We start from the raw sequence: 25,961 nt of genomic DNA on the forward strand, positions 1-25,961 counted from the left end.
CCCCGGAGGCGGCCCGGCCACCGTCGGCGTCACCGACGCCACGGGCGCGGCCCCGATCGGCGGAGCGTCGTCGCGGGTCAACACCACCGCGCCCAGGCCGGCCAGAGCCACCACGGCCACCCCGGCGGCCACGACCGCGCCGATCAGCGTCGCCCGGTTGCGGCCCGCCGACCCGCCGCCCTCCTCGGCGTACGCCAGTCGGTACGGCTCCGGCCCCAACTGGTACGGCTGATCCGGATACGGCTCCGGAACGGGGTGAGGGTGATGGTCGGCCGGTCGAGGGCCCGCGGCGGCCAGTGGCGGATGCGGCGCCTGGTCGTTGCCCGCGCCGCTCGCCAGCGGGACGGCCGGCAGCACCACCGTCGCGGCGTCGGTCGGGCCCAGTCGTGACGCGGCCGCACGGTCGACGTCGGGCGGGAGCGGTTCCGTTGCCCCGGCGTTCGCCGAGGGCTGTGCCTGCGGGGCCGCGCCGCCACCCCACGGCGGCGCCGTCAACCCCCACGGGGGTACGGGCGGCGCGCTCACCGGCGGCGCGGAGACCGGATGGCGGTACGGCGGCCCGGACACGGGCCCGTAACCGGGCGGCGCGGACACCGGGTAGGTGTGCCCGGGCGGCGCGGACACCGGGAAGGTGTGCCCGGGCGGCGCGGACACGGGCTCCCCGAGCGCTGGGGGCCCGGACACGGGGTACGGATTCGCGGGCGGTCCGGAGACTGGGTGCGGATGGGCTGGCGGCGCGGAGACCGGGTAGGGGCGGGCCGGCGGCCCCGAGACCGGGTGCGGGGGCGTCGGCGTTGCGCCGACCGGCTGGGTGGGTGGTCCGCTCGCCGGTCGCGCCGGCCCGGTGTCGTCGCGTACCTCGGCACCTGACCCGCTCGCCCCGACCGGTCTGGTCGTGGCTCGGGCGGCCTCCTCGGCGAGCAGCGGCTCGATCTGCTGTACCTGGATCGTCGGGTTGTCCCATCGGGGCGCCGGCTCCGGGGGCGTGGCGGCGGGCACCGGGGCCGACGGCCCGGGCGGCACGTCGACCACTGGACGGGGTGCCTGGTCGCCCACACGTTGGCGCGGCGGCACGGCCGGACCGGACTGCGGTCGCTGGACCGGTCGATCCGCTGGCTGTGTCGGCCGGGCGGGTGTTGGTCTCGGCGGTCCGGCGAGGGTGGTACGCGGGGCGGGCACGGCGGGTGCGCGTACTCCAGGAGGGTTTGCCGGGGACGCGGCCGGCGGCCCCGAGGGAGCCCACGGCGACGCGGCCGCCGGGGTGTCATCCGCCGCCGGCCGCATCGCGGCCAAGGTCGCCAGCGACAGCGTCGGACCGGACAGCGCCGACTGGCTGGCGGCATCGGTCGGTGCCGGGCTCGCTGCCGGCGACGGGCCGGGGGCGGCCTCGCCGAGGTAGGCGCGGGCGGCACGTACCGCGGGATGGTGCTCACCGAGCGCGGCCGGCCCGGCGGTGGCGACGCGGGTGTAGTTGCGGCGGGCCTCGTGCCGGTTGCCCAACTCCTCGGCGACCTCGGCCAGCTCGAAGGCGAGCGCGAGCAGCACCGGGTCGGAGTGCTCCCAACGCCGCTCGCCCGCCGCGAACGCCTCCTCCAGCACCCGGCGGGCAGCCAACGGGTCGTCCGCCTCGCGGTGCAGCCGTGCCAGCAGGTGCGCGGTGTGCAGCATCTCGGGGTGGTCCTCGCCGAACTGCGGGCGAGCCGATTCGACGGCCTCCGCCAACAGCTGCCAGGCGGCGCTGAGGTCACCCGCGGCACGTAGGGCGAGGGCCCGGTGCTGGGCGGCTGCCAAGGGAGAGGGATGGGCCACGGGGCAATGCTGCCGGCAGAGGGCGGCCGACCGCTACCCGGACACGCCTGCGACGGCCCGTCGGTGACCCTCGGAAAGCCGGTCTGAGCGGCGGTGGGAGCGCCTCGGCGGGGAGGGTGCACGGCGATGTGCATGATCCACGGGCGGCGTGTACAGTAACTCCCCGTGCGGCCCGCTGGGCCGGCCCTTCGGATGCGAAGATCATCTGGGTCGGCGAGGTAGGCTGAACGTGCAAGTCCGGGTGGCGGAATGGCAGACGCGCTAGCTTGAGGTGCTAGTGCCCGTATAGGGCGTGGGGGTTCAAGTCCCCCCTCGGACACCAGAGTTCGTGGATACCCACGCGAGATCAACTCTCTCTCGCGTGGGGGATGCGAGCGGCGGGGCCTCTGTGTGCGCAACAAGCTCAGGGAGCAGCTGCAACCTGCGCTGACGCCGTCGCCTTTGTGCTGGCGGGGGCGCAGGTGAGCCCCGGCAGGCCGCGCCCTCGCCGGCCCGACGAGCAGCTCGTTGAAGCGCTCGTTCCACACCACTGCCGGTCGCATCGCCGGAGCCTGCGCCGCTGCCGACATTGCCCGCGCCCTCCGTCCGCACGAGTGATGGCGTGCTGTTCGATGTGGGCCGACCCGACGCCGCCGGCCGCGTCACGGCTCGTGCACTGCTGCGGGCCCTGGGCTGGACACCGGGCCTCACGCTGCACGTCGACGTCGTGACCGACGCCATCCTGATCACCCCGGCCGCGCATGGTGCGCACTCCGTGGGCACCCGCGAGGAACTGCCCCTACCGGCCGCCGCCCGACACCTGTGCGGCATCGCCCCCGGCGAACCCGTGCTCCTAGCTGCCCTGCCATGCCAGAACCGCATTGTCGTGCACCCCTCAAACACCATCACCGCGGTCCTGGCCGTCCTGCACGCCCGCATCCTTGGAGAGCCCTCATGACCATGGATCCCGATCGTGTTGCCACCGCCCGAGCGATGCTCGAGCACCTCGGCCTTACCGCAGCCGACCTCACCGACAGTAACCGGCCTGCCGTGCCTACAGTCGCCGAGTACCTTCCTGCTGTGGTCGCCGCGGCGAGCCCTGGCACCCGACGCACCTACGGCAGTTCCTGGAGACGAATGGCCGCAACCCTCGGCGATTTGCGCATTGACGCGGTGCGCGCGAGCGACCTCGAAGCCCTCATGCGACAGGCCGCCGCAGGCGCCCGCCCTCGCCGTAACTCCCGAAACGGTCGGCACGCCGGCGAGCATCTCATCGCCGCCGCCCGCGCCTTCTACAACCGCGCCATCGCCGACGGCTACCTCACCGTCGTGGACAGCCCTGCCCACCGGGTGCGCAAACCTCGCCGGCTGCCCAACACCCGCCGTGCCCTCACCCCTGAGGAACTGTCCGACATCAACGCCGCCGCCCGCAGCGGCGGCAATGACATCGTGCTCGACGCGCTGTTGCTGCGTCTGCACACCGAAACGGCCTGTCGACGCGGCGGCGCCCTCGCGCTGCGCCTGATCGACCTGGACACCGACCATGCGCTGATCCGGCTGTCCGAGAAGGGCGGCACGCAACGCTGGCAACCATCACCCCGATGCTCGCCAGCCGACTAAACGATCACGCCCGAGCCCGCGGCGCCGTCCTCCCGACCGATGCGCTGCTGCGCTACCGCAACGGCCGACCCGCCACCTACCGGCGCGACGACCTGCTGTGGAAACGCATCGGCCGGCGGCTACCGTGGGTCGCCGCCCAAGGCATCACCACCCACTGGCTGCGCCACACCACCCTGACCTGGGTCGAACGGCACTTCGGCTACGCCGTCGCCCGCGCCTACGCCGGGCACACCGACCGCCGCGGACCCGCCACCACCTACATCAAAGCCGACCTGCACGCCGTCGCCGCCGCGCTGGCTGCCCTCACCGGTCAGCCACACCCACTGGCCGTCGAACAGCGAGGGCTTCCACGGCCACCGACGTAGCCCGTCGAGTCACCGATCCAGCCGATGCGATCGGCTTCTGCGTCACCGTACCCGTGTTACAGCAGAGGCTGCCGCTGGAGCGCCAGATGCGCCGAGGCCTGGACGAGTGGCGCTGGGGGACCTTGCGGCGCAGGTCGCCCCGGCGATGCACGTCCATTGCTCACGATGAGTAATCGGTGGATGTGGGCGTCGTCCGAATCGCGGCATGACCGGATGTCTGCCCGACGGGATCAGCCGTTGCCGGCGGTGCATGCCTCGATGGTCGGCCAGCGTCGTCTGGCGAAGGCGTCCGGGGTGGTACCCATGACGTTTCGGAACTCGGCGGTCATGTGTGACTGGTCGTAGTAGCCCGCTCTGCTGGATACCTCGGGCAGCTTCTGCTGAATACGGGCGAGCACCGCCCGAACCCGATCGATACGTACGAATCGGCTGGGCGTCAGGCCGACTCGATCGGCGAACACCGTGCGGAGATGTCGCTCGCTGACACTCAGGCGTCGGGCGACACGATGGACGGGTTCGTGTGTCGGACCATCGCCGATGGACAGCAGTGCCGTCGCCTCGGCGACAATGCGTCGGTGTAGAGCGGCGCGGTCGGTATGCGTTGGCGGGGCAACCGGTATCGCTTCGGCTAGTGAGCGCAGTCGTGCGGCGTGTGACTGCGAGGCGGCCAGCGCACCGCCGTCGGCGATCGTCTGGACGACCGCTGTCAACGACTTACTGCCCAGATCGGCAGCGTCGACGGCCCGGTCGGCGAGATCGCGCAGGGGGCGGCCGAGAAAGTCTGCAGCCCGTCCTGGCCGGAAACGTAGTTGTAGGCAGTCCCGGCCGGGCCGTTCGAGATGATACCGAGCCTGAGTCCGGGGCCCCATGATCACGATGTCGTGCGGGTCGTCGGAGCCCACCCGCCAGGTCAGTGTGACGGCATGGTCGGGCTGTTCCAGTACTGCCGGGGCATCGCCGATGACCGGTTGCGCTCCGACGGTGACATCAGAGAACCATGGCCGAAGCAGGTCGGCCACCTCCGCGGTAATCAATTTGTCGCGCTGCACAGTTCAGCACCGTACTTCGTGGTGCAGGGCAACATCGGCTGCTCGCGTCGAGTTGTGCCGAAAGTTCCTAGGCCTGGCCACGGCTGTCCTGCGACGGTGAGACTCATGATCCTCGTTACCGGTGCCTCCGGCACCGTCGGCCGCCACGTCGTGCAACTCCTCCTGCAGAGCGGGCACCACGCTCGCGCGATGACCAGGGCTCGGTCCGGCAGGACAGTGCCGCCAGGCGTCGATGTGGTGCAGGCCGATTTCGAAGACCTCGACTCTCTGCGTCGGGCGGTAGCCGATGTACGCGCCGTGTTCCTGCTGACCGCTCCGGCTACACCTATGCCAGATCATGACTTGGCCGTGCTGGAGATCGCCCGTTCAGCGGGGGTCAGCTCAGTGGTGAAGCTCTCCGCGATCGGCACCGGCGAACGATTCGGTACCGCAACCGTCGGCGCATGGCACCAAGCCGCTGAAGACGCGGTCCACGCCAGTGGCCTGGCATGGACGGTTCTACGGCCGTCGAGTTTCGCCTCGAACTGCCTCTACTGGGCTGGCGCCATCCGAGCTGGACAACCCGTACCCAACCTGACCGGCGACGGCGAGCAGGGCACCATCGATCCGTGCGACATCGCCGCGGTCGCGGTCGCCGCCCTCACCGATCCCGCCCATGCTGGCAAGACCTACACGCTCACCGGTCCGGAACTGCTCAGCGTGCCCCACCAGGCGAGCCAACTCGCCGACGTCATCGGTCGCCCCGTCGTGAGCATGGACGTCCCCTCGACGACCGCAACCCAACAGCTACTTTCCTCAGGGATGCCCCCGGCAGCCGTCGAGGCCACCATCATCGGGACCGCCTGGGCGCGCGCCGGTCACAACCGCATCCTCACCGACGACGTAGCAAAGGTACTGGCACGGCCCCCTGCGACCTTCCGGGACTGGGCACAGCGCCATCGGGAGGCCTTCACCGGTACCCAGTGACAACACGACCACCATCCGCTCATCGGCAGATCCGGACACCGCCGGGTCGAGGCCGTACGCCGACACTGCTGGCCGGGACGCGGACGAATACGACCGGTCACGAATACGTGCGTTGCACCAATCGCGGCTCCGGTTTCCGGGCGTGGTCGATCCGGCCCGGACCGTGTCATGCTGCACGGACCCGACGGGAGGACGACGATGGCTGCTGGCGATGCCGTACAGGTGCGGCCGGCGCGAGGGTCGCTGCGACCGCTGGTGTCCGGGGCGACGCTGGTCGCGCTTTTGGCGTTGCTGTTCGGGCTGCCGTGGTGGACGTTGACGGTGGCGGCGCGGTGGCCGGCGCCGGTGGTTGCCGCCGGCACGAGCGTGTTCGTCGTCGCGCTTGTCGCGTTCCCCGTTCTGATGTATCTCGGGCACGGCCGCCGGCGGCTGGACGCGGCGGCCCGCGCGGGGGACACACTCCTTGGCCTGGTCTGGATCCTGTTCGTCTGGGCGCTGCTCGGCAATGTGGCCCGGCTTCCGCTGGCCGCCGCGGGGGTCGCCGATCCGGTGCGGTCTCGGGCTGTGGCGGTCAGTGCGGCGGTCGTCTCGGTCGTCCTGGCCGTCTGGGGGTACGCCGAGGCGATGCGGGTGCCCCGGGTCCGGCGGGTGGACGTCACCGTCGATCGGCTGGGTGCGGGTCTCGACGGGGTCCGGGTGGTGCTGCTGACGGACACCCACTACGGACCGATCGACCGGGCCCGCTGGTCCGCGCGGACCACCGAGGTGGTCAACGGGTTGGCTGCCGACATCGTCTGCCACACCGGCGACATCGCCGACGGTACGGTCGACCAGCGCCGGGCGCAGGCCGCGCCGCTGGGCACCGTCCGGGCCCGACTGGCCCGGGTGTATGTGACGGGCAACCACGAGTACTACGGCGAGGCGCAGGGCTGGGTCGAGCACATGCGGGCCCTCGGCTGGGAGCCGCTGCACAACCGGCACCTTGTGGTGGAGCGGGGCGGCGCCCGGCTCGTCGTCGCCGGGGTGGACGACGTGACCGCCGCCTCGTCCGGCGTCGCCGGTCACCGCGCCGATCACGCCGCGGCGCTCGCCGGCACCGACCCGCGGCTGCCCGTGCTGCTGCTGGCGCACCAGCCCAAGCAGATCGACGACGCGGTCGCGGCCGGCGTGGATCTGCAACTGTCCGGGCACACCCATGGCGGCCAGATGTGGCCGTTCCACTACCTGGTCCGGCTCGACCAGCCGGTCGTGCAGGGCCTCAGCCGGCACGGCCGGACCCAGCTCTACACGAGCCGGGGGACCGGTTTCTGGGGTCCGCCATTCCGGATCTTCGCGCCTAGCGAGATCACCCTGCTCACCCTTCGAGCGGGGTAGCCCCGACCGGGCCGACACCTACCGCCTCACCTGAACGTGACCGGGCTCCGCCTCGCCGGCCTGGTCCGTGGCCGACGCGAAGGCACCTTCGTGCACTACTCCGCCGCGGAGCGTCCACCTCACCGAGGAGGTCGGCGAGGGCGTCGAGTAGAGGGATGTCGCTTGATGCCCATGGCGCGGGCTCGGCCGAGACGGCGGTGATCTCCTCGGGGGACAGCTGTGGGGCGAACCGGGCCAGTAGGGTGCGGTCGGTCAGGAGATCACCCAGCAGTGTTTCGGCGTCGTGGGTGGGCCACCATGACTCGATGAACCGGGCGATGGCGGCGTCCTCGGCGATACGACGACGAAGGTCCTCGATCTCCTCCTCGGAGAACATCCCGTCGATGTCGCTGCCGGTGGACGTCCGGGCGGAGTGGTGGTCGTGCCCCATGCTCCTGTCGACGCGGGCGAGGATGTCCTCGAAGCCCTCCTCCATCTCGTCCATCAGCGCCTCGCGCTGCTCGGCGACGACACCGGACAGGAGGTGGTGCAGCTGCTCGGCGAACGCCGCGCGGGCGCGGTGGTACGGGCGGCCCCGCACCGCCGAGGCGAGCGCCTGCGCCACCGCCGCGGCCGTGATGACGTAGAACTCGCCCTCCCAGCGCAGCTTCAGCTCGCGGGGCCGGGGGAGCAGCGACGTGACGTAGTTCTCGAGCGCGCGCTGCCAGAGGGCGCGGCCCTTGATGTCGGCGAGAAGCCGGCTCTCGTCGCGGCCCACCTGGACCTCGGACAGCAGAGTGTCGCAGGTCGCCGAGACGACGGCGGTCTCACCGAGCGCGGGCAGTACCTGGCTGATGTACTGGAGGAACCGCGGTGAGGGGCCGAGGACCAGGACCGCTTGGTCGGCCATCATTCGGTGGGCGAACAGCAGGTAGGCGACGCGGTGCAGAGCGACCACGGTCTTGCCGGTGCCGGGACCGCCCTGAACGATCAGCGGGCCGGTCGCCTCAGCCCGGATGATGTCGTCCTGTTCGCGTTGCAGCGTGGAGATCGCCGTCGACATGCGGCCGGTGCGTCGCTGGTCGAGGGCGGCGAGTAGCGCACCTTCGCCGACGAGGTCCGCCGTCATGGTGCCGTCCAGTGGCTCGTCGTCCACACCGACGACGGTCGACTCCGTCGTGCGTATGTGACGGCGCCGTGCCTGACCCTGTGGGTCAACGGGCGTCGCGGTGTAGAACGGCCGAGCTGCGGGGGCGCGCCAATCCACCAGCAAGGGCTCACTGTCGTCGCCGTCGTTGCGCAGACCGATACGGCCTACGTGTCGCACGGTGCCGTCAAGGCTGTCGAGACGGCCGAAGACCAGCCCTTCCCGTGCTCGCCGCAGCTCTTCGTACTGCTGGCGGAGCAGGCGATGCCGGGCTCGCTCCACCGTGTCCACGGCCTCTGACGAGAGTTCGGCCTGCAGGTGGTCGGCCAGTCGGTCGCGCCGGGCGGTGGCCACGTCGAGAAACGCCTGTTCCTCGGCGACTGCGGATCGGCGCGCGACGCCTTCCGCGGTCCGGGTCGCCGGGTCGCCGTCCGGTGTTGTTTCGCTGACGCCAGCAGTGTGGCTGTTCAGGGCAGACTTCCGGCGCATCCGCAAATCCTTGAATTGGTGTTTCCCTTAGCCCGGATGGGCCGCAGTGCATTCCGGCGGCAAGCATAGGGCCGGTTTTCCCGGTCGGCCAGGAAATCCGCCGGCCGAGATGGGGATCTCAATGCCTTGCCGTTCCGGGTCGCTTGTGGCCGTACCTAATCCTGGTTCGCTATTGGACGTCGCGGAAAGGCGATGCTACTGCTCCGCCGGCAGGTGTAGGTGTTGAAGGTCCTCCGGGACTGGCAGGTCCGGCCGGTAGACCAGCAGCGGGGGCGGGCTGTCGGTGTCGGCGCGGGCGGCGGGGGCATCGGCCAGTGAGAACTGGTCCCGGAGTCGGCCGAAGAAGTCGTCGACGTCGGCGACGATGAGCTTGGCGCGGCGTCGGGCAGGGTAGACGGAAACCCAGTCGCCGGGGTCGAGGATTCCGTGTACGCGTCCGTCGACGACGACGGCGACCTGACCCGATCGCGGAAGGACCTGCACGCCCACGGGCTCGTCCGGGGCGGTGACCATGCTGCGGTTGAACGCCATGTGCGGGGCGACCGGGGTGAAGACGAGGGCGTTGAGGCGCGGCGACAGGACCGGTCCGCCCGCGGCGAACGAGTACGCCGTGGAACCCGTCGGCGAGGCGACCATGACGCCGTCGGCGGAGTAGGTGGCGAACAGCCGCCCGGACAGGTACACCGCCACGCTGGTCTGCCGGTCCCGGCCGAGTTTCTCGAACACGACGTCGTTGAGGGCGCTCAGGCCCAATGGGACACCCCAACCCACCTCGTCGGGCGTGCTCGGCCGGGGAAGGGGCGGGACGGGATCGGGACCGAGGCCGTAGCGCAGCAGAGTCTGAAGCTCCGGTGGGACCTGTAGCGGCCGCGATGCCCGCAGGGTGAGCAGCATGCGTTCCTGGGTGGGTGCGCGGCCGGCCAGGGCGGCGCCCAGCACCCTCGGCAGGTCCGTCGCGGCGAACGGGGTGAGGAACCCGACCCGGCCGGCCTTCACCCCGAGAGCCGGTGCGTCGGCCTCGACGGCGACGGCCAGTCCGCGCAGGAGAGTGCCGTCGCCGCCGATGGTGACGACGAGCTGCGGTCGCTGCGCCATGCCGGCCAGCACGTCGGCCGGGCTCTGCTCGTCCCGCCAGACATCCAACGTCTGCGACGCCACACCGTGCTCGGCGCAGATCCGCGACACGATCTGGGCCGTCTCCGCGGCTTGCGGCCTGGTCGGGTGCACGACGACGGCAACCAGCATCCGAATCTCCACGTCCCCTTGGCCTTCGAGTCCTGCTGACGATCAACGCCGCGGCCATACTCTACGGACAAGGTTCATGGCAAGGAGAGGTGATCGCGGGCTGAGGCTGGGCGGGCCGGTCCACGTGCGACGCCGGTCTACCCTTTCGCTGTGTCCGAAGACACCAGGCAGAGCGCCTCCGTGGAGCCGGCACGGCAGCGGTTCGTGGTGTGCGGGGGACGGCGCGGTGGCTCGTCGTCTGGTCACAGAGCTGGCAGACCGCTACGGTGTCGCGGTCACCGTGGTCCTACCCTCGGCGAGCGACAACCACGCACCTGACGTTGCCGAGCTCGTGTCCGAGTTCACGGTGGCGGAGGGGCAGCCGGAGATCATCATCGCGCGGCGTCTGACCGGGGAGGTGCTCGATCAGGCTGGGGTCCGGGAGGCCGCCGCCGTGGCGTTCGTGGGTGTCGACGACGTGACAAACGTGGATGCCGCCATGATCACTCGGGAGTTGGCCCCGGAGGTCCGGCTCGTGGTTCGACTCTTCAACCCCGTGCTCGGCGAGGGCGTTGCCGCGATGCTCGGAGACTGCGCCGTGCTCTCCGGATCCGAGATTGCCGCGCCGGCGTTCGTCGCCGCCACGCTCGGGGACGCCACACCGACGTACCTGCGGCTGCCCGAGGGCGAGCTTCTGCGTACCGCGATGCGCAGTGACGTCGAACCGGCCGGCGCGGAAGTGGTCTGCGGCCTGGCCCGCACGACCGGCCCTGAGCCGGTTGTCCTTCCGGCGGACCAGGATTCGGCCGACCTGGTGCTGGTCCGCGCCTACGGGCGGCCCCGCGTGAACCCTCCGCGACGTCGGCCGCGCCTGTTCCGGGCCCTCGGACTGGTGTTCAGCCGCAATCTGCGACTGGCGTTGGCCGGCACGGCCGCGTTGCTCACCGCGGCCAGCGTTCTGCTGGCGTACACCCGCGGGGTGAGCCTCGCGGAGGCTGGCTACCTGACGCTGCTGACCACGATGGGAGCCGCCGAGGCCGACGCGGCCGCACCGCTGAGCGAAAAGGTGACCGCGGTGGTGCTGGTGACCACCGGGGTGGCGCTCCTTCCCACCGTCACCGCCCTGGTGGTGGACTCGCTGGTGCGCGCCCGGCTGGCGGTCGCCGCGGGCGGCATGATCGAGTCGATCGATGACCACGTCGTCCTGGTGGGGCTCGGCAACATCGGCACCCGGGTGCTCGAGGAACTCCACGCCTTCGGCATCCCCGTCGTCGCCGTCGACCGGACGGAGTCCGCGCGCGGCGTCGGTGTCGCCCGTGAGCTGGGCCTGCCGGTGATCGTCGGCGACGCGACCCGGCTCGAGACACTACGAGCCGCCTCCGTACACACCTGCCGGGCTCTGGTGGTGCTGACCGCCGACGACGTCACCAACCTGGAGACCGCCCTGTCCGGGCGGTCCGCACACGAGACGGACCGGGCACGGTCGGAAGCAACCAGAGCCCCGTTGCGGGTGGTGCTACGGCTGTTCGACGACGGCTTCGCGAAGCGCACGCAGCGCATCCTGGGCATCAACGAGTCACGCAGCGTTTCGTCCTTGGCGGCGCCGGCGTTCGCGGCCGCCATGATGGGCCGGCAGGTCATCGACACCATCTCGGTCGGCCGCCGGGTCCTGCTGGTGGCCGACCTCCCGGTCGGCGCCGGGTCCGGGCTTGAGGGTCGCTACTACCACGACGTCAACCAGCCCGGCGCAGTGCGGGTGATCGCGATGCGGACCGGTCGGGCGGGGCAGACGATCTGGTCGTTGCCGGAACGCCGGCCACTGGTCCGTACGGACCGGCTGATCGTGCTGGCCACGCGCGCCGGTCTCGCCGCGCTGCTGCCCCGCACCGTACCCAGCCCCGACGCCAAGCCGCTGGCCGACGTCGCGCCCTTGCGGCTGCTCGCGCCGGCACCACGCGACAGCGGCGGGTGAACGGGTCCGACCTAGGCTGCGTCGTCGCCCCGGACGTCCTCACGCTGGCGCTGTTTGGCGCGACAACGTTTTCGGCGCTGCAGCAATCACTGGCCCCTAAGGTAGACAGACGCGGTGAACTCGGCCCGGCCAGAAGGAATCCACGTCCGGACCGTGCGGTGACCCTTCACGGCGACCTCGGCTTGCCAGCCGGTCGAGCGAGGTGCCCCGTTCCGAGGGCTCGCGGCGCCGCGCTGGGCGTGCGAACGGAACTGCCCGGTCGTCACGCCGGGGCGATGCGCGATTCAGGCGTACCCCTGGGCGGCCCTGGGTCTTCAGACCTCGATCTGGGAGCCGATCGTGACGGTGCGGTCCCGAGGTAGCGCGAAGTGGCCGGTCGCGTCGCCGGCGACGTGCGAGGTGGCGACGAACAGGCGCTTACGCCAGCGCGCCATCGTCGGCGCGGGTCCGGCCACCACGTCGACCGGCGAGAGGAAATAGGAGGCCTCGTCCACCTGGGCGGGACCTTCCGTCTGGCGTGTCCGGAGCAGTCGCAGGGCCTCCGGCACGTTCGGGGTCTGCAGGTAACCGAAGCGGGCGGTGACGTGAATGATGCCGTCCTCGGCGTAGCCCAGGTCGTCGACCTCGATGCGGTGCTCAGGGGAGACCTGCGGAACGGGCAGGGTCTGCACCGACATGATGATGACGTGGCGGTGCAGCACGTGGTTGTGCCTTACGTTCGCCCGCATCGCCAGTGGTGTCGTGTCCTTCCCACGGCTGAGGAAGATCGACGTGCCGGAGACCCGGGTGTGCGGGAACCGGCCTCGGTGCAGGTCGTCGATGAAGGCGCGCAGGGGTCCTTCGAGGTGCTCGCGCTTGCGGGCCACGATCTCGCGGCCCCGCTGCCAGGTGCTCATCACGGTGAAGGCCACCACTCCGATGAGCAGCGGCAACCACGCCCCGTGCGCGAGCTTGGTGAGATTCGCCGACAGGAACAGCAGGTCGACGGTCAGGAGTACGCCGGCGCCCGCCGCGACCAACCACAGCGGCGTGTGCCAGCGTGCGTGGGCGAGGTAGAAGAACAGCAGGGTCGTGATGGTGATGGTGGTGATGACGGCCATCCCGAAGGCGTACGCCAGAGCCGTCGAGCTGCCGAAGGCGACCACCAGGGTGAGGACAGCGATCAGAAGCAGCCAGTTGATCGCCGGCACGTAGATCTGGCCGATCGTCGCCGCGGAGGTGTGTGCGATGCGCAGGCGTGGCAGGTAGCCGAGCCGGGCGGCCTGTGCGGCGACGGAGAACGCCCCGGTGATCACTGCCTGGGAGGCGATGACCGTGGCCGCGGTCGCCAGCACGACCATCGGTAGCCGCGCCCAGCCGGGTGCGAGCAGGAAGAAGGGGCTGCTCACGTTAGCCGGGTCGGCGATGATCAGAGCGCCCTGCCCGAAGTAGCTGATCGTGCAGGCGGGGAGCACCAGGGACAGCCACCCACGGGTGATGACCCGCCGACCGAAGTGCCCCATGTCCGCGTACAGGGCCTCGGCGCCGGTGACCGCGAGCACGACCGCGGCCAGGGCGAAGAAGGCGATGTGGAAGTGCCCGGCGAGGAAGCCGACCGCGTACGTGGGCGACAGGGCGGCGAGGATCTCGGGTTGCCGGGCGATGCCGGTCGCTCCGCACAGACCGATGGCCACGAACCAGGCGATCATGACCGGTCCGAACAGACGCCCCACGGCGGCGGTGCCTCGGCGCTGCAGGGTGAACAGCAGCACGATGATCACCACGGTGATGGGTACGACGAGACTCGCCGCCGACGGCTCAATGACCTTGAGCCCTTCCACCGCGGACAGTACGGAGATCGCGGGTGTGATCACGCTGTCGCCGAAGAACAGCGCGGCGCCGAAGACTCCGGCCGTGGCGAGTGCCGCTCCGATGCGCCCGGCGTTGCCCGTACTGCGGCGACGCAACAGGGTGATCAGCGCCATGATGCCGCCCTCGCCCTCATTGCTCATCCGCATCGCGAGAGTGACATAGGTCAGCGTGACGATCAGCATGACCGACCAGAAGATCAGCGAGACGACACCGAACACGTTGTCCCGGCTGACCGGAACCGGGTGCGGATCGGCCGGGTTGAAGACGGTCTGCATCGTGTAGATCGGGCTGGTGCCGATGTCGCCGAACACGATGCCGAGAGCCGCGACGACGAGCGTGGCGCGGACGACCTCACGACCACCCGCGCCCGGCCCGGCCGCCGAGACGTCAGGCACCCGAGCCCCCTCCACCCGTACTGCATGTCACCTGCGGCGACCTGGTATCCGCGCCGCACCCGTGAGCGACGACGCGCGGGCACCCGGAAGAAACGACATCCGCCGGCCTGGTGACAGGAATCTGATCCCGACCGAATGGACCCTAGCCAGGGCCGGGACGCCACCGAGCCGATCCCGCAGGAATCATCCGGCAGCGCACTCCTCGGCCCCTCGCCCGGCCATCCCGTCAGCGCGGTCACCGTTATGCGACCTGGGCGCCGCCGGCAGCTGGTCGTACAACGGGGTGATCGTCTTAGCCAGCGTGCTCGGTGTCGGTTACCGGTTCATGCGGTCGGTGCCGCCGCGATACACGTGCAGGGCCTCGAAAAGGCTGCCGGGCAGTTGAAGGTGCTGCGCGGCGTGGACTTCGCGGGATCGGTCGCGGAGCCGCCCGACTAACCCGCGAACGCCGCCTCGCGGCTTTCGGGCCGGGTGCTGGTGACCTGTTGCAGGTGCGACACCTGCGCAGCCTCGTCGCCCCGGTGTACCTCATGATCGCGGTCGGCCTCGGCTTCGTGGCGACGCTCGGCGCGACCGTCCTGGCTTTCCAGGGCGTCGGGGGTCGGTCCGGCTTGTCGTTCTCCCTGCCGATCATTCTGTACCTCTTCGTGGTCGCGATCGGCACCGACTACAACATTCTCATGATCGCCCGGCTACGCGAGGAGGCACGGGCCGGCAACGATCCCCGTACCTCGGCAGCCTTGGCGATCCAGCACGCCGGACCGTCGGTGGCCGCCGCCGGTCTGATCCTCGCCGGCACGTTCACCTCGATGCTCTTCGCCGGGGTGTCGTTCCTGACCGAGATGGGTTTCGCGGTCTCGGTGGGAATCGTGCTGTCCGCGTTCGTCATGTCCCTGTTCCTCGTTCCCGGCCTCACCGCGATGCTCGGCCACGCCGCCTGGTGGCCGGGTCACGGCGACGCCACCCGGTCGGACCCGTCGGCGACGCCCAGCCCGGCCATGGAAGCCGGGTCGGAGGCCGCGCCGGCCCACTGAACGACCGTGGGCGCCGACTGGCGGCATGACCGTCAGTCGGCGCCCTGCCGTCGGGAGGCGGGTGGCCTCGTCAACCGCCGACGTGGATCCCGGGTCGGCGAGCGGGATCAGGCTCGGCCTTGCGGATGATCTCCCGCACCACCGGTGGGGTATCGCCCCGCCCGAGGATGAGGTACCGCAGCAGATGCGCGATGGGATTGCCCTCGGACCACTCGAAATGCGCGTGGGGGCGTTGGCCGGTGGCGTCGCGCAGGGCCAGCAGGATCGCCGCGATGGCGTTCGGCGCTGCCGGGCTCTGCGCCCGAAGCACGCGGTAGCCGTCTACCTCGACCCCGCGGACCCGCAGCACGTCGCTGAAGTCGGACGGGTCGATGACCTGGATCTCCAGAAACATCACGTCGGCGGCGCCGGGTACCGGGTTCATCCCGCGCTGCGCGCGTTCCTTTGCGCGGTACTCGGCGCTCGTCCCGGAGTGCGGGCGGTGCGCGACGACGTCGAGGCGGCCGTCGAACTCGATGGAGTCGACGATGAACCGGCGCGCGAGCTCGTCGAACTCGATCCGCTCGGCCCGCAGTTCGGTCGTGCGGGACACGCGGGAGATCAGCGATACCGCGATGATGCCGGCGATGAACAGGCCGGAGATGGCAATCCCGTCCGGCTTCTCGCGTACGTTCTCCACCAGCGCGTACAGCAGCACCAGCGTGAGCGCGGCGAACCCGGTGGTGGCCCAGCGTTGGTGGCGGCGCAGCGCCGAGATCGTCACCGCGACCGCGCCGGAGACCATCATCGCCAGGACGCCGGTGGCGTAGGCACCGGCTTGAGCGTTGACGTCGGCCCCGAACGCCACGGTGATGCCGATGCTGATGACCGTGTAGACGATCACCACAGGCCGCACCGCCCGGCCCCATTCGGGTGCCATCCCGTACGAGGGCAGGTAGCGCGGCACGATGTTGATCAAACCGGCCATCGCCGAGGCGCCCGCGAACCACAGGATCAGCACACTGCTGATGTCGTAGACGGTGCCGAAGCCCTCACCGAGATACTGGTGGGCCACATAGGCCAGGGCCCGCCCGTTGGCGTCGCCGCCGGGCTCGAACTGCTCGGCGGGGATCAGCACCGTCGTGACGAACGTGGTGGTCAGCAGGTAACCGGACATGATCAACGCGGCGGTGGTGAGCAGCTTCCGGGTATTGCGGATCCGGGCGTCGAAACGCGCCTTGGCGTCGTCGCCGTCGCTCTCGACCAGCGGCATCATGCTCACGCCGGTCTCGAAGCCGGACAGGCCCAGCACCAACAGCGGGAACGCCAGCACCGCGGGGCCCACCACGTCGCCGACGCCACCGGTGCCGGCGGTCAGAGCGTCGGTCCAGCCCGAGAGCAGCGCCGGGTCACCGATCACCTCGACCAGCCCGACGGCCACGATCACCGCGTTCAGCAGCAGGAACACCGCCACCAGGGGAATGGCGACTCCGACCGCCTCGCTGAAGCCGAGCAGGAACACCGCGCCCAGGATCAGTAGCAACACCACCGTGACGAGCACTGCGGCGCCCTGCCCGTGAGGGAAGCCCTGCGGCAGGATCGGATTCTCCAGCAGATGCACGGTCGCGTCCGCCGACGACAGCGTGATCGTGATGATCCACGACGTCGCCACGAAACCCAACAGGACCAACACGAACACCTTGCCCCGCCAGAACGGCAGAAGCTTTTCCAGCATCGCCACCGATCCCTGCCCGTGGGGACTCTCGCGAGCCACCCGCCGGTACATCGGTAGCACCCCGAAGAGGGTCAACGCGACGATCAGGAGCGTTGCCAGCGGCGACAGCGCGCCGGCGGCCAGGGCCGCGATGCCGGGCAGGTAGGACAGGGTGGAGAAGTAGTCCACTCCGGTCAGGCACATCACCTTCCACCACGAGTGTGGCGTGGCGTGCGACTCGCCGGCCTCAGGACCGGCGGGTTGCACCTGATGGCGCAGCAGCCACCGCACCAGCGTCCCCGCTGGTGGGGCGGCCGCCGATGGCGTGTCCACACACTCGGGCATCACCAGGCCACCCGGACTGGGCGCGCCGTCGTCCACCCGCGGATCCGGGCCCGGGTCGCGGTGCCCATCGCTGCCGGGACGTACGTCCGTGTCGGCCTCCTGCCCGCTGACCATCCCGACTCCATCCCCATCCGGGCGGGAGCGCCGCCACCGCGTCCCGCCGAGCTTGCACACCCTGTCCGTTGCTGAGCAGCGCAGAGCCTACTCACCCTGCCCAACCAGTCCGCATCTCCAGGGTCGCTGACCGGATGACCGTCACCAACCGGCTGGCGGCCCTGCCCGACGCGATCATCGGGGAAGCGGTGCTCGCCATCGGGAAGCGGGACGCCGGGCTCGTCCGACGCGGCGCGGCGCTCGTGCGAGCTGGTAGAGGTCTCGCCGATCATGGACGGCGGGTACGCCCAGCGGATGCTGAGCCGGCAGCCTTTGGAGGCGGCCATCGACGAACACCTGCCGTACCTGCGCGCGGTCTGCGGCCTAGTACTCCAACGTCACCTGATCTGCCGGCTGGCTTACTCGGCTAGCTCATGAAGAAGATCATGGCCGCGAGGCTTGCCCCCATGGCCAGGTGCTCCCAACGGAGCAGGTCCGTGATCGGTCGATTGCGCAGCCGGACGAGTGCGGCCGCCATCCAGCAGAGGTAAGCCGCCGTGGCGGCGCGTAGCAACACGAGCGCCGCGGCATGGCCGGTGACGGTGCCGTGGTCCATCCGGGACCCGGCGGCCATGTGGTGGATAGCCATCGACCCGCCGTGTTGATGCATCAGCACGGCGAGCGCCATGAGCACCGCCCCGGCCGTACGGTGCCACTCCACCTCCGGGCCGCGCTCGGTCGGACCGCTGGTGACGAGTGCCACCGCGAAGGCGAGGAGCAGCAGCGCGCCCGCGTACTGCACAACCGGTGCGGCGTCGACGGTCACCGCGACCATGACAGCCACCATCGCACCCGCGAGCATCCGGGCCCTGCGGGACGCGCCCGCCCGCGGCACGACGCAGCAGCAGGCCGACACCGCGGCCGACCCGAGCATGATCATCTCGAGCGTCAGGACGTCACCGCCGGCGTAACGCCGGGGCGTGACCATTGCGCGGTGGGGCGGCCGTTGAGCCGCCACGGGTGACCACTGACCCGCGGCCAACCTTGGGGTGAGTTTTCCCAGTTCTCTTGCCGGCCGTACACGGTGAGGTCCAAGGCGTGGTAACTGGTCGTCAACGCCTCCACGCCCCGCCCGGTGGTCCAGTAGGTTTCGTAGACCTGGTCGCCGTCGCGCAGGTAGCAGGCGATGAACCCGAATTCGCGACCGTCGGCCAGAGCCGGGTCGGAGTCTTTCGCCGAATACCAGGGGAACGGGTAGCCCATGAACTCCGCGAACGGGGCACTTTCGTCGTAGGGGCCCTGGCAGAACGCGGCGTAGGTGACGTCCCGGGCATGCAGGTAGTCCAGCGTCTGCATGTGACAGGTCGAGAAGGTGCACCCCTCACACTGATCCCCGTATGGTTTGCCGTCGCGCCACATGTGGAAGTAGGCGATGAGCATCCGGCGGCCCTCGAAAACCTCCACCAGCGGGGTGTCCCCGCCGGGGCCCTGGACCGTCACCGTCGGCATCAAGGTCATCGGCAGCTGACGACGAGCGGCTGCGATCGCGTCTCCTTCGCGGGTGTGGGCCTTCTCCCGGGCCAGCAGTTCGTTGCGCTCGCGCAGCCAGGTCTCCCGGTCGACGACCGGGGGCGTGGCTGCGCTGGACGCGGGGGTTGCCGTCATGGCTGTCTCCTTCGTGGGGTGGGGATTGGTCACAGGTACAGACGACCGAGTCGGCGATCGTCATCGGTGACCGATGACGGATGGGGTCCGCGGTCGTCAGTACGGTTGTGAGAGGGTGGTTCGAAAGATTAGGTCCGTTTCGGGGCGAGAGTGAACATTCCGGGTTCGTCTTCGGTCAGGACCTGGTGGTTGACCATGCGTTTCAGCTTCGCGCGGGTGGCTTCGACGTGTTTCGGTGAGGGTTCGACGCCGAGTGCGAGGCAGATGCCCTTTGCCCGCATGCCGGTGGGCGCGGTGGTGAGGACGTGCAGGATCTGCTGGTAGGGGGCGCTGGCTATCGTCGGGTCCTCGGCTGTGAACTCGGTGGCGGCGAGGGTGCGCAGGGTGGTGCGGGTGGTTGCCAGGTCGGCCAGGTCGCTGTCGATGCGGGCGAGTTCTGCGGTGAGGGTGGTGATCTTCTCGCGGAGCTGGTCGGCGGCCTGGCGCGCGGTGGTTTCGCGTTCGGCGATCAGGTCGAGGATCGCGGGCAGGTTCACCGGTGCCGCCAGGTGGGTGTGCTGGTCCCGGTCAGCCGACGCATGATGTTCGCCGTGGATGCCCACAACGTTCGGGACACGGCCGATTCCGGTCGGCTCTCGTACTCGCGCACGAGACGGCGGTGGAGCATGAGCGTGCCGTGGGTCTGCTCCACGATCCACCGTTTGCGGATCGGCACGAAGCCGGGCCTGGTGTCGGCGCGTTTGACGACCTCGACATCGACACCCAGGACGGCGCCGTGCAGCGCGAAGTCCTGTTTGAACCCGGCGTCGACCCAGGCGCGGGTGACCGTCGGTGTGTGTTCGACGACCTTGTCGAGCAGATGGATGCCGATGGCGTTGTCGGTGGCCGACGCGGCGGTCACCACGACCGCGATGATCAGGCCCAACGTGTCCACGGCCAGGCCCCGCTTGCGGCCGGGTACCTTCTTCGCGGCGTCTTTGCCGGTCGTGGCGGCCGGGACGTGGTTCGCGGCCCGGATCGACTGGGTGTCCAGTACGACCGCGGTCGGGTCCTCGGCCCGGCCGGCCTTCTCCCGTGCCTGGCAGCGCAGGAGGTCGTGGATCGTCTGGTCGGTGCCGTCGTCACGCCACAGGGCGAAGTAGTAGTAGGTCGCCGACTTCGGGGGCAGGTCGTGCGGCAGGTACGCCCACTGACAGCCGGTCCGGTTCTGGTAGAGGATCGCGTTCACGATCTCCCGCAGGTCGTAGTCGCCCTGATGACCCGAGACCGAGACACGCCTGGCCTTCCACGCCCGCAGGAACGGCCCGATCAACGCCCACTGCTCGTCACTGACGTCACTGGGATACGGCTTTCGATCACCCATGACGGGCCTAACGCCGCGACCGCTCGACGGTCACGACCAGGATTCACCTTTCACAACATCGAGCGATCGCCATACGACGAAACCCGCTGAAAGATCGCCAACTGGACGCAAGCCATAGATCAAGTCGAACATCCTCAGACCGCCCTCTGAGGACCACTCAGCCCCGGGGAGATCACATGTCCGACTCGCCTGACGAGCAGGCGGTCTGGCTGCAGCGCGCCTTCGACGAGCACCGGCGCGAGCTACACGTGCACTGCTACCGCCTCGCGGGGAACGTCACCGACGCGGACGACCTGGTGTAGGAGGCCTTCCTGCGTGCCTGGCGGGCTCGCGACCGCTTCGAGGGTCGGGCGTCGGCGCGCACCTGGTTCTACCGGATCGCCACGAACGTCTTCCTCGACAGCCGCAAGGCGGCCGGTCACCGGACGGTTCCGTATGGTGACCCGCTGGAGTGGTCCACCGAGCTCGGTCCCTACCCAGACGCCCTGTTGGCCGACGATCCGCAGACCGGTCTCGCCGCCCGGGAGACCGTCGAGCTGGCCCTGATCGCAGCGCTCATGTACCTGCCGCCGCGGCAGCGGGCGGCCTTCGTGCTGCGCGACGTCTACGGCTGGACGCCGCAGGAGATCGCCGGCGCGCTCGACACCGCCGTAGCGGCCGTCAACAGCCTCCTCCAGCGGGCCCGCCACACCCTCCGGCGGCGCGCTCCGTCGGACCCACAGGACTGGCGCCGCCCGCAGCTCACCAGCGAGGACGAAGAGATCCTGCGCCGCTACGCCAACGCGAAGGACCCGGAGACGGTCCGGGCACTGCTCGCCGAGGACGTACGGATCACGATGCCGCCCGAGCCGCCGGTCGTCGGGATCGACGCGGCCGCGGAGTTCCTCGGCCGACCGCTCGACTGGCGTACCTTCCCCACCTCGGCCAACGGGCGCCCGGCACTGATCAACTATCTCCGCCGGCCCGGCAGCCCGCACTATGAGGCGCTGGTCGTCGACGTACTCCGGATCGAGAACGGGAAGATCGTAGAGAGCAACGCCTTCATCGGTGCCCGTCACGTCGCCGCCTTCAGCATGCCCGCCACGCTCGAGCCCTAGACGATGACGTTGGAGTACTAGGTGCCGATCCGGCGGGGCTGGAGCTGTCCCGACCCCGGCCCGGTCAACTGCCAGAACTCCTGCGGCAACTGGTCGACAAAGTCCCCGTACTCCTTCGCGCTGGCAGACTCACGGAGGGTGTCCAGCACGGCTCGCGCTCCGTCGGCGGCCACCTGGCGATCGACCCCTGCCCGGGACTGCACCCGTTCGAGGAATTCCGTGAGTCCGAACCGTTCCGGATCCTCGGTGGGCCTGGACACCAGGCTTCGTAGCTCCTCGGGGAGCTGGGAGGCGAGGTCCCTTGCCTGGCCCCCGGTGATCCGGTTTGCCATAGTCTCGAGCGTGGCGCGGGTGATCGGTTCGGCCTGCCCCGGCGGAACCTCGGGCCGTGCTGCCACAGACTGAATGAACTCGCTGTAGTTCACCTCGGATCCCCCTTCGAACCGGATTGCCGCGGGTATCCGCCTGCGCCCGGGTGAAACGGCGGATCGCCCGCCCTCAACGCGGTGGGGGAGGGCGGTGGTTGGTACGTCGGGTCACTCGCAACTGATACAGGCCGGCGCTGGTGATCGCGTAGAAGACGGGCGGGAGAAGGAAGATGACCAGGCCGATCAAGGGCCTTACCAGGTAGCCCACGACCCCTGCAAGGAGGTACAGGACGACCCCGGCGAGGGCCCGGACCCGCTCGACCGGAAAGAAGCCGCCCTTGGCCTGGTCCTTCAGCAGGTCGGGGTTCCGGGCCAGGTAGTGGTAGAACGCCAGCCACGTCGCACACAGCAACGCGCCGATCAGCGCGTAGAAGGCGATGGCCACACGCTGGTCAGCGTTGTTGTGCTCCTGCAGCGCGTGCGACACGACGATGGTCGGAAACGGCAGCAGCGCCGTGCTGAACAGCACGAGCAGGTTCATCCAATGCAGGCCGCGATCGACCTGTTGAATGCGGTTGAACGCCGCCTTGTGGTTGAGCCAGACCACGGCCACGTACGAGTAGGACGCGAGATAGGCGACGTACGACGGCCACTGAGCCAGCAAGCCGGACAGGAGGTGGCCAGGCGGGACGTCCGGCACCCGGAGGTCCAGGACCAGCAGCGTGATGATGATGGCGAAGATCGCGTCGCTGAACGCGACGGCGCGGCTGGTGTCCGATCGGGTGCCTAGGTCCGTGTCTGGCCCGCTCACCGATTGCGCCTACCCGGGGTCGTCTGCGGCAAACAGCTGGGTAGCTCGGTTGCGAATGCGTGCACCTGCAGATCGATGCCGTCGGATACGCCACATCCGGCCACCAGGCGTGCCACGGTAGCCGGATGCGGGTGGTGGTCAGGGTTTGAGGACGACCTTCTCGCAGTGGTCCTGCTTGTTCTTGAAGATCTCGAAGCCGTGTTCTGCCTGGTCGAGCGGCAGGGTGTGGGTGATGACCCGGGTCGGATCGATCTCCCCGCGTTCGATGCGCTGCAGCAGCGGCTTCATGTAGCGCTGCACGTGGCATTGACCGGTACGCAGGGTCAGCGCCCGGTTCATCCACGCCCCGGCCGGGAACTTGTCGAGGAAGCCGCCGTACACGCCGATCACCGACACGATGCCACCGCTGCGGCACGACAGGATCGCCTGCCGCAGCGCGTGCGGGCGCTCGGTCTCCGAGCGGACCGCCTGCTTGACCCGGTCGTAGGCGTGGAGGGCGACGCTGCCGTGGGTGGCCTCCATACCGACCGCGTCGATGCACTTGTCCGGTCCCCGCCCGCCGGTCAGTTCCAGCAGCCGGGATCGCACGTCGACCTCCTCGAAGTTCACCGGCGTGTGGCCCGCCCGTTCGGCCATCTGCAGCCGGTAGGGCTCCTTGTCGATCGCGATGACCTTCGCGGCGCCGAGCGCCCGGGCGCTGTCCATCGCGAACTGGCCGACCGGGCCGGCACCCCACACCGCCACCACGTCGGTGGGCTGGATGTCGCACATCTCCGCACCCATGTAGCCGGTGGGCAGGATGTCGGAGAGGAACAGCACCTGCTCGTCGGTCAGGTCGGACTCGATCTTCAGCGGGCCGACGTCGGCGAACGGCACCCGCGCGTACTGCGCCTGACCGCCGGCGAAGCCGCCGGTCAGGTGCGAATAGCCGAAAATCCCGGCGACCGGGTGACCGAACATCTTCTCCGCGATCCCGGCGTTCGGGTTGGAGTTCTCGCAGCAGGAGTACAGCTCGGCGGCGTGCACCAACTCCCGCGCTCCGACCAGCGGAACCACCGTCCGCGACGTCGGGGAGTCGTCCACTCCGCTGATCCGACGCACCATGTCCGGTGCCGCCAGCTGTGCCACGCCAAGACTGAGACTCATCCAGCCGAGCCCACGCCCCCGACGCTGAATCTCGTCCTGCCTGGCCTTCACTGCCTCTCGGGTTGCTAGTTGAGCCACGGGTAGCCTCCGTATCCGGTCGCACCGACCGTGCATTCCGGTTCACGACGGTCCGGGCGCGACCCGTAGGCACCCGGATACCCCTCGGAAACCGCCTCAATGCGCCCACCGGCCGCAGTGTGGAGGCGATCCCTGTTCCGTTGCTCAGCACGACGTCACGGCCAATCACGAGCACCGGTAACCGACTTCGTCGCTCACACACCTGCCGTGCGCCTGCGGTGTACGCCAGCCACCGAAGGCCGGCCGGCTGTTGGAACCGGCTGGTCGGGGTCCAACAGTCGCGGCTCGGTGGGAGCGGAGGCCCTTTCGAGCGGCGGCACAAACGCCGCCACGGGCTCGGCCTGATGCTCCGGCCCTGAGCCACATTGATCAGGCCGTCGCCATCTGGCGGACGTCCTCGCCCTGGGCGAACTCCTCGACCATCTTTGCGCAGAAGGCCGGTAGGTCGCTGGGGCTGCGGCTGGTGACGAGGCCGTTGTCGACCTGCACCTGTTGGTCGACCCAGTTCCCGCCGGCGTTGCGGATGTCGGTTCGCAGGCTGGGGAACGAGGTGAGAGTCCGGCCGTTGACCATGCCGGTCTCGACCAACGACCAGGGGCCGTGGCAGATTGCCGCCACCGGCTTCTGTTGCTGAAAGAACGCCCGGACGAAGTCCATCGCCTGCGGATTCATCCGGAGTCGGTCGGGGTTGACCGTCCCGCCCGGAAGCAACAGGGCGTCGTAGTCGGCCGCATTGGCCTCGTTCACGGTCCGATCCACCCGATAGTGGTTGGCCGGGTTGATGTCCTGGTTCATCGACTGGATCTCGCCGGATTGCAACGAGATCAGGTGAACTTCTGCTCCCGCCTGCTCCGCAGCGGCTCGGGACTGGGTGTATTCCACGTCCTCCACCCCGTCGGCGGCGAGGCAAGCGACTCGCTTGCCAGTCAGTGGCTGCTGGCTCTGCGCCATTTCTGCGGCCTCCCTCTTCGACGCCGCCGCGGCGGCGCATCGCTAGATCGCGGTCACCTTCCCGGTACGGGAACCCGCAAACTGGGCAGCGAGGCCGGCTGAAGGGGACAATCCGGAGGTGCCCGTTGCGCGGCCGCTGCCTGCGGGGAGAGGGCCGCGACGCGTGTGCTGCCTCTCGCGGCGGGTAACCCAGACCACCCACTGTTACCCGGAGAGATCGACATGACGATGCCTGCCGACGCGATCGAGCTACCGTCCGGCCAAACCATGCCCGTGCTCGGCCAGGGAACCTGGTACCTCGGCGAGCACCCCGCGAGGCGGCGGGACGAGATGACCGCCCTGCACACCGGGCTCGACCTGGGCATGACCATGATCGACACTGCGGAGATGTACGGTGACGGCGCTTCCGAGGAACTCGTCGGCGAGGCGATCGTCGGACGCAGAGCCGACGTGTTCCTCGTTGACAAGGTGCTGCCGTCCAACGCCAGCCGACAGGGAACCGTGCAGGCCTGCCGCCGCAGCCTGCAACGACTCGGCGTCGACCACATCGACCTCTACCTGCTGCACTGGCGCGGCACGCATCCACTCACGGAGACGATCGAGGCGTTCGCCGAACTCGTCGACGCCGGCGACATCGGGCAGTGGGGTGTGAGCAACTTCGATCTCTCGGACATGACAGAACTCCTTGAGGCGGGCGGAGATGCCTGCGCGACCAATCAGATCCTGTACAACCTCACCCGCCGCGGTCCCGAGTACGACCTCCTGCCCTGGCTACGCGAGCACCGCATCCCGGTGATGGCGTACTCGCCGATCGAGCAGGGGCGGCTGCTCGGTCACCCCCAGGTCGAAGAGGTCGCCGCCCGGCACGAGGCCACAGCCGCTCAGGTCGCGCTGGCCTGGGTGCTGCGGCAGGAGATGGTCGCGGCCATCCCCCGATCGTCCAATGCGAAACACACCCGAGAAAACGCCGAAGCGCGTGACGTACAGCTGACCGAGGAGGACGTGGCGGCACTCGACACGGCGTTCCCGCCGCCGGGAGGCCCACAACCGCTGGAGATGTTGTAGGGCCAGCGGCCCTTCCGGCGGGACCAGGCGAGA

At 69.8% G+C, this 25,961-nt stretch carries 23 protein-coding genes, 1 tRNA gene and 1 pseudogene; 11 read left to right on the forward strand and 14 right to left on the reverse strand.

All coding sequences use genetic code 11. The annotated features are described in order from the left end of the window. Positions 1 to 1,368 precede the first annotated feature (1,368 nt). Positions 1,369 to 1,809: pseudogene (locus O7620_RS32040) on the reverse strand (tetratricopeptide repeat protein); the annotation flags it as partial. 235 nt (positions 1,810 to 2,044) lie between these two features. Here O7620_RS32040 and O7620_RS04915 point away from each other — a divergent pair. From O7620_RS04915 to O7620_RS04930, 4 genes are all read left to right on the forward strand, one after another. Next, positions 2,045 to 2,131, forward strand: a tRNA-Leu gene (locus tag O7620_RS04915). A 279-nt stretch (positions 2,132 to 2,410) separates the two neighbouring features. Beyond that, positions 2,411 to 2,746 (forward strand): hypothetical protein, encoded by a 336-nt coding sequence (locus tag O7620_RS04920; protein WP_278122027.1) that lies wholly within the window; start codon positions 2,411 to 2,413, stop codon positions 2,744 to 2,746. Next, positions 2,743 to 3,408 carry a hypothetical protein gene (locus tag O7620_RS04925; RefSeq protein WP_278122028.1) on the forward strand — a complete coding sequence of 222 codons (666 nt, stop codon included), beginning with the start codon at positions 2,743 to 2,745 and terminating at the stop codon, positions 3,406 to 3,408. The genes O7620_RS04920 and O7620_RS04925 overlap by 4 nt, the downstream gene beginning before the upstream one ends. Then, a complete protein-coding gene (locus O7620_RS04930) occupies positions 3,390 to 3,773 on the forward strand; it encodes a hypothetical protein (RefSeq protein WP_278122029.1) in 384 nt (127 codons plus the stop codon). The genes O7620_RS04925 and O7620_RS04930 overlap by 19 nt, the downstream gene beginning before the upstream one ends. Before the next feature lie 230 nt (positions 3,774 to 4,003). Here O7620_RS04930 and O7620_RS04935 read toward each other — a convergent pair whose 3' ends face one another. Beyond that, entirely contained in the window at positions 4,004 to 4,822 is an 819-nt protein-coding gene (locus O7620_RS04935) for a helix-turn-helix transcriptional regulator (RefSeq protein ID WP_278122030.1), read from the reverse strand. Positions 4,823 to 4,927: 105 nt separating this feature from the next. Here O7620_RS04935 and O7620_RS04940 point away from each other — a divergent pair, with 105 nt between their 5' ends. Together O7620_RS04940 and O7620_RS04945 are read left to right on the forward strand one after the other, a co-directional pair. Further along, the gene (locus O7620_RS04940) at positions 4,928 to 5,788 is read left to right on the forward strand and encodes an NAD(P)H-binding protein (protein WP_278122031.1); all 861 of its coding nucleotides are present in this window, start codon (positions 4,928 to 4,930) and stop codon (positions 5,786 to 5,788) included. Positions 5,789 to 5,986: 198 nt separating this feature from the next. Continuing rightward, entirely contained in the window at positions 5,987 to 7,162 is a 1,176-nt protein-coding gene (locus tag O7620_RS04945) for a metallophosphoesterase (RefSeq protein ID WP_278122032.1), read from the forward strand. Here O7620_RS04945 and O7620_RS04950 read toward each other — a convergent pair. Both O7620_RS04950 and O7620_RS04955 read right to left on the reverse strand, forming a co-directional pair. Further along, on the reverse strand, positions 7,143 to 8,777 hold the full coding sequence (locus O7620_RS04950) for a UvrD-helicase domain-containing protein (RefSeq protein ID WP_278122033.1): 1,635 nt from the start codon (positions 8,775 to 8,777) through the stop codon (positions 7,143 to 7,145). The two genes, O7620_RS04945 and O7620_RS04950, sit on opposite strands and share 20 nt — an antisense overlap. A 195-nt stretch (positions 8,778 to 8,972) precedes the next feature. Continuing rightward, a complete protein-coding gene (locus O7620_RS04955) occupies positions 8,973 to 10,022 on the reverse strand; it encodes an NAD(+)/NADH kinase (protein ID WP_278122034.1) in 1,050 nt (349 codons plus the stop codon). Between the two features lie 331 nt (positions 10,023 to 10,353). Between O7620_RS04955 and O7620_RS04960 the strand changes: the two genes are divergently transcribed. Further along, entirely contained in the window at positions 10,354 to 11,973 is a 1,620-nt protein-coding gene (locus O7620_RS04960; RefSeq protein WP_278122035.1) for an NAD(P)-binding protein, read from the forward strand. Between the two features lie 314 nt (positions 11,974 to 12,287). On the opposite strand, the gene O7620_RS04965 is transcribed toward O7620_RS04960, so the two are convergent. After that, positions 12,288 to 14,219 (reverse strand): KUP/HAK/KT family potassium transporter, encoded by a 1,932-nt coding sequence (locus tag O7620_RS04965; protein WP_278122036.1) that lies wholly within the window; start codon positions 14,217 to 14,219, stop codon positions 12,288 to 12,290. Between the two features lie 491 nt (positions 14,220 to 14,710). Between O7620_RS04965 and O7620_RS04970 the strand changes: the two genes are divergently transcribed. Beyond that, complete coding sequence (locus O7620_RS04970) at positions 14,711 to 15,253, forward strand: MMPL family transporter (RefSeq protein ID WP_278122037.1); 543 nt, start codon at positions 14,711 to 14,713, stop codon at positions 15,251 to 15,253. A gap of 70 nt (positions 15,254 to 15,323) precedes the next feature. On the opposite strand, the gene O7620_RS04975 is transcribed toward O7620_RS04970, so the two are convergent. From O7620_RS04975 to O7620_RS04995, 5 genes are all read right to left on the reverse strand, one after another. Continuing rightward, entirely contained in the window at positions 15,324 to 17,291 is a 1,968-nt protein-coding gene (locus O7620_RS04975; RefSeq protein ID WP_278126870.1) for an amino acid transporter, read from the reverse strand. 520 nt (positions 17,292 to 17,811) lie between these two features. After that, positions 17,812 to 18,219, reverse strand: a complete 408-nt coding sequence (locus tag O7620_RS04980; RefSeq protein ID WP_278122038.1) for a hypothetical protein — start codon at positions 18,217 to 18,219, stop codon at positions 17,812 to 17,814. 113 nt (positions 18,220 to 18,332) lie between these two features. Further along, a complete protein-coding gene (locus tag O7620_RS04985) occupies positions 18,333 to 19,049 on the reverse strand; it encodes a DUF899 family protein (protein WP_278122039.1) in 717 nt (238 codons plus the stop codon). Positions 19,050 to 19,177: 128 nt separating this feature from the next. Then, on the reverse strand, positions 19,178 to 19,585 hold the full coding sequence (locus O7620_RS04990; RefSeq protein WP_278122040.1) for a hypothetical protein: 408 nt from the start codon (positions 19,583 to 19,585) through the stop codon (positions 19,178 to 19,180). After that, positions 19,582 to 20,412, reverse strand: a complete 831-nt coding sequence (locus O7620_RS04995; RefSeq protein ID WP_278122041.1) for an IS5 family transposase — start codon at positions 20,410 to 20,412, stop codon at positions 19,582 to 19,584. The genes O7620_RS04990 and O7620_RS04995 overlap by 4 nt, the downstream gene beginning before the upstream one ends. 176 nt (positions 20,413 to 20,588) lie before the next feature. Between O7620_RS04995 and O7620_RS05000 the strand changes: the two genes are divergently transcribed. Continuing rightward, the gene (locus O7620_RS05000) at positions 20,589 to 20,714 is read left to right on the forward strand and encodes a hypothetical protein (RefSeq protein WP_278122042.1); all 126 of its coding nucleotides are present in this window, start codon (positions 20,589 to 20,591) and stop codon (positions 20,712 to 20,714) included. A 9-nt stretch (positions 20,715 to 20,723) separates the two neighbouring features. After that, complete coding sequence (locus O7620_RS05005) at positions 20,724 to 21,509, forward strand: sigma-70 family RNA polymerase sigma factor (RefSeq protein WP_278126872.1); 786 nt, start codon at positions 20,724 to 20,726, stop codon at positions 21,507 to 21,509. 17 nt (positions 21,510 to 21,526) lie between these two features. On the opposite strand, the gene O7620_RS05010 is transcribed toward O7620_RS05005, so the two are convergent. The 4 genes from O7620_RS05010 to O7620_RS05025 all read right to left on the reverse strand — a co-directional run bounded on the left by O7620_RS05010 (position 21,527) and on the right by O7620_RS05025 (position 24,863). After that, positions 21,527 to 21,934 carry a DUF2267 domain-containing protein gene (locus tag O7620_RS05010; RefSeq protein ID WP_278122043.1) on the reverse strand — a complete coding sequence of 136 codons (408 nt, stop codon included), beginning with the start codon at positions 21,932 to 21,934 and terminating at the stop codon, positions 21,527 to 21,529. Between the two features lie 73 nt (positions 21,935 to 22,007). Next, positions 22,008 to 22,688 carry a TMEM175 family protein gene (locus O7620_RS05015; RefSeq protein WP_278122044.1) on the reverse strand — a complete coding sequence of 227 codons (681 nt, stop codon included), beginning with the start codon at positions 22,686 to 22,688 and terminating at the stop codon, positions 22,008 to 22,010. A gap of 138 nt (positions 22,689 to 22,826) precedes the next feature. Further along, positions 22,827 to 23,834 (reverse strand): zinc-binding dehydrogenase, encoded by a 1,008-nt coding sequence (locus O7620_RS05020; protein WP_278122045.1) that lies wholly within the window; start codon positions 23,832 to 23,834, stop codon positions 22,827 to 22,829. Between the two features lie 447 nt (positions 23,835 to 24,281). Further along, positions 24,282 to 24,863 (reverse strand): type 1 glutamine amidotransferase domain-containing protein, encoded by a 582-nt coding sequence (locus O7620_RS05025; protein WP_278122046.1) that lies wholly within the window; start codon positions 24,861 to 24,863, stop codon positions 24,282 to 24,284. A gap of 222 nt (positions 24,864 to 25,085) precedes the next feature. Here O7620_RS05025 and O7620_RS05030 point away from each other — a divergent pair, with 222 nt between their 5' ends. Next, positions 25,086 to 25,928, forward strand: coding sequence for an aldo/keto reductase (locus tag O7620_RS05030; RefSeq protein ID WP_278122047.1), 843 nt, complete (start codon positions 25,086 to 25,088; stop codon positions 25,926 to 25,928). The last annotated feature ends 33 nt before the right edge of the window (positions 25,929 to 25,961 follow it).

Origin of the sequence: Micromonospora sp. WMMD710 (assembly GCF_029626045.1) — a bacterium.
GTDB lineage: Bacteria > Actinomycetota > Actinomycetes > Mycobacteriales > Micromonosporaceae > Micromonospora.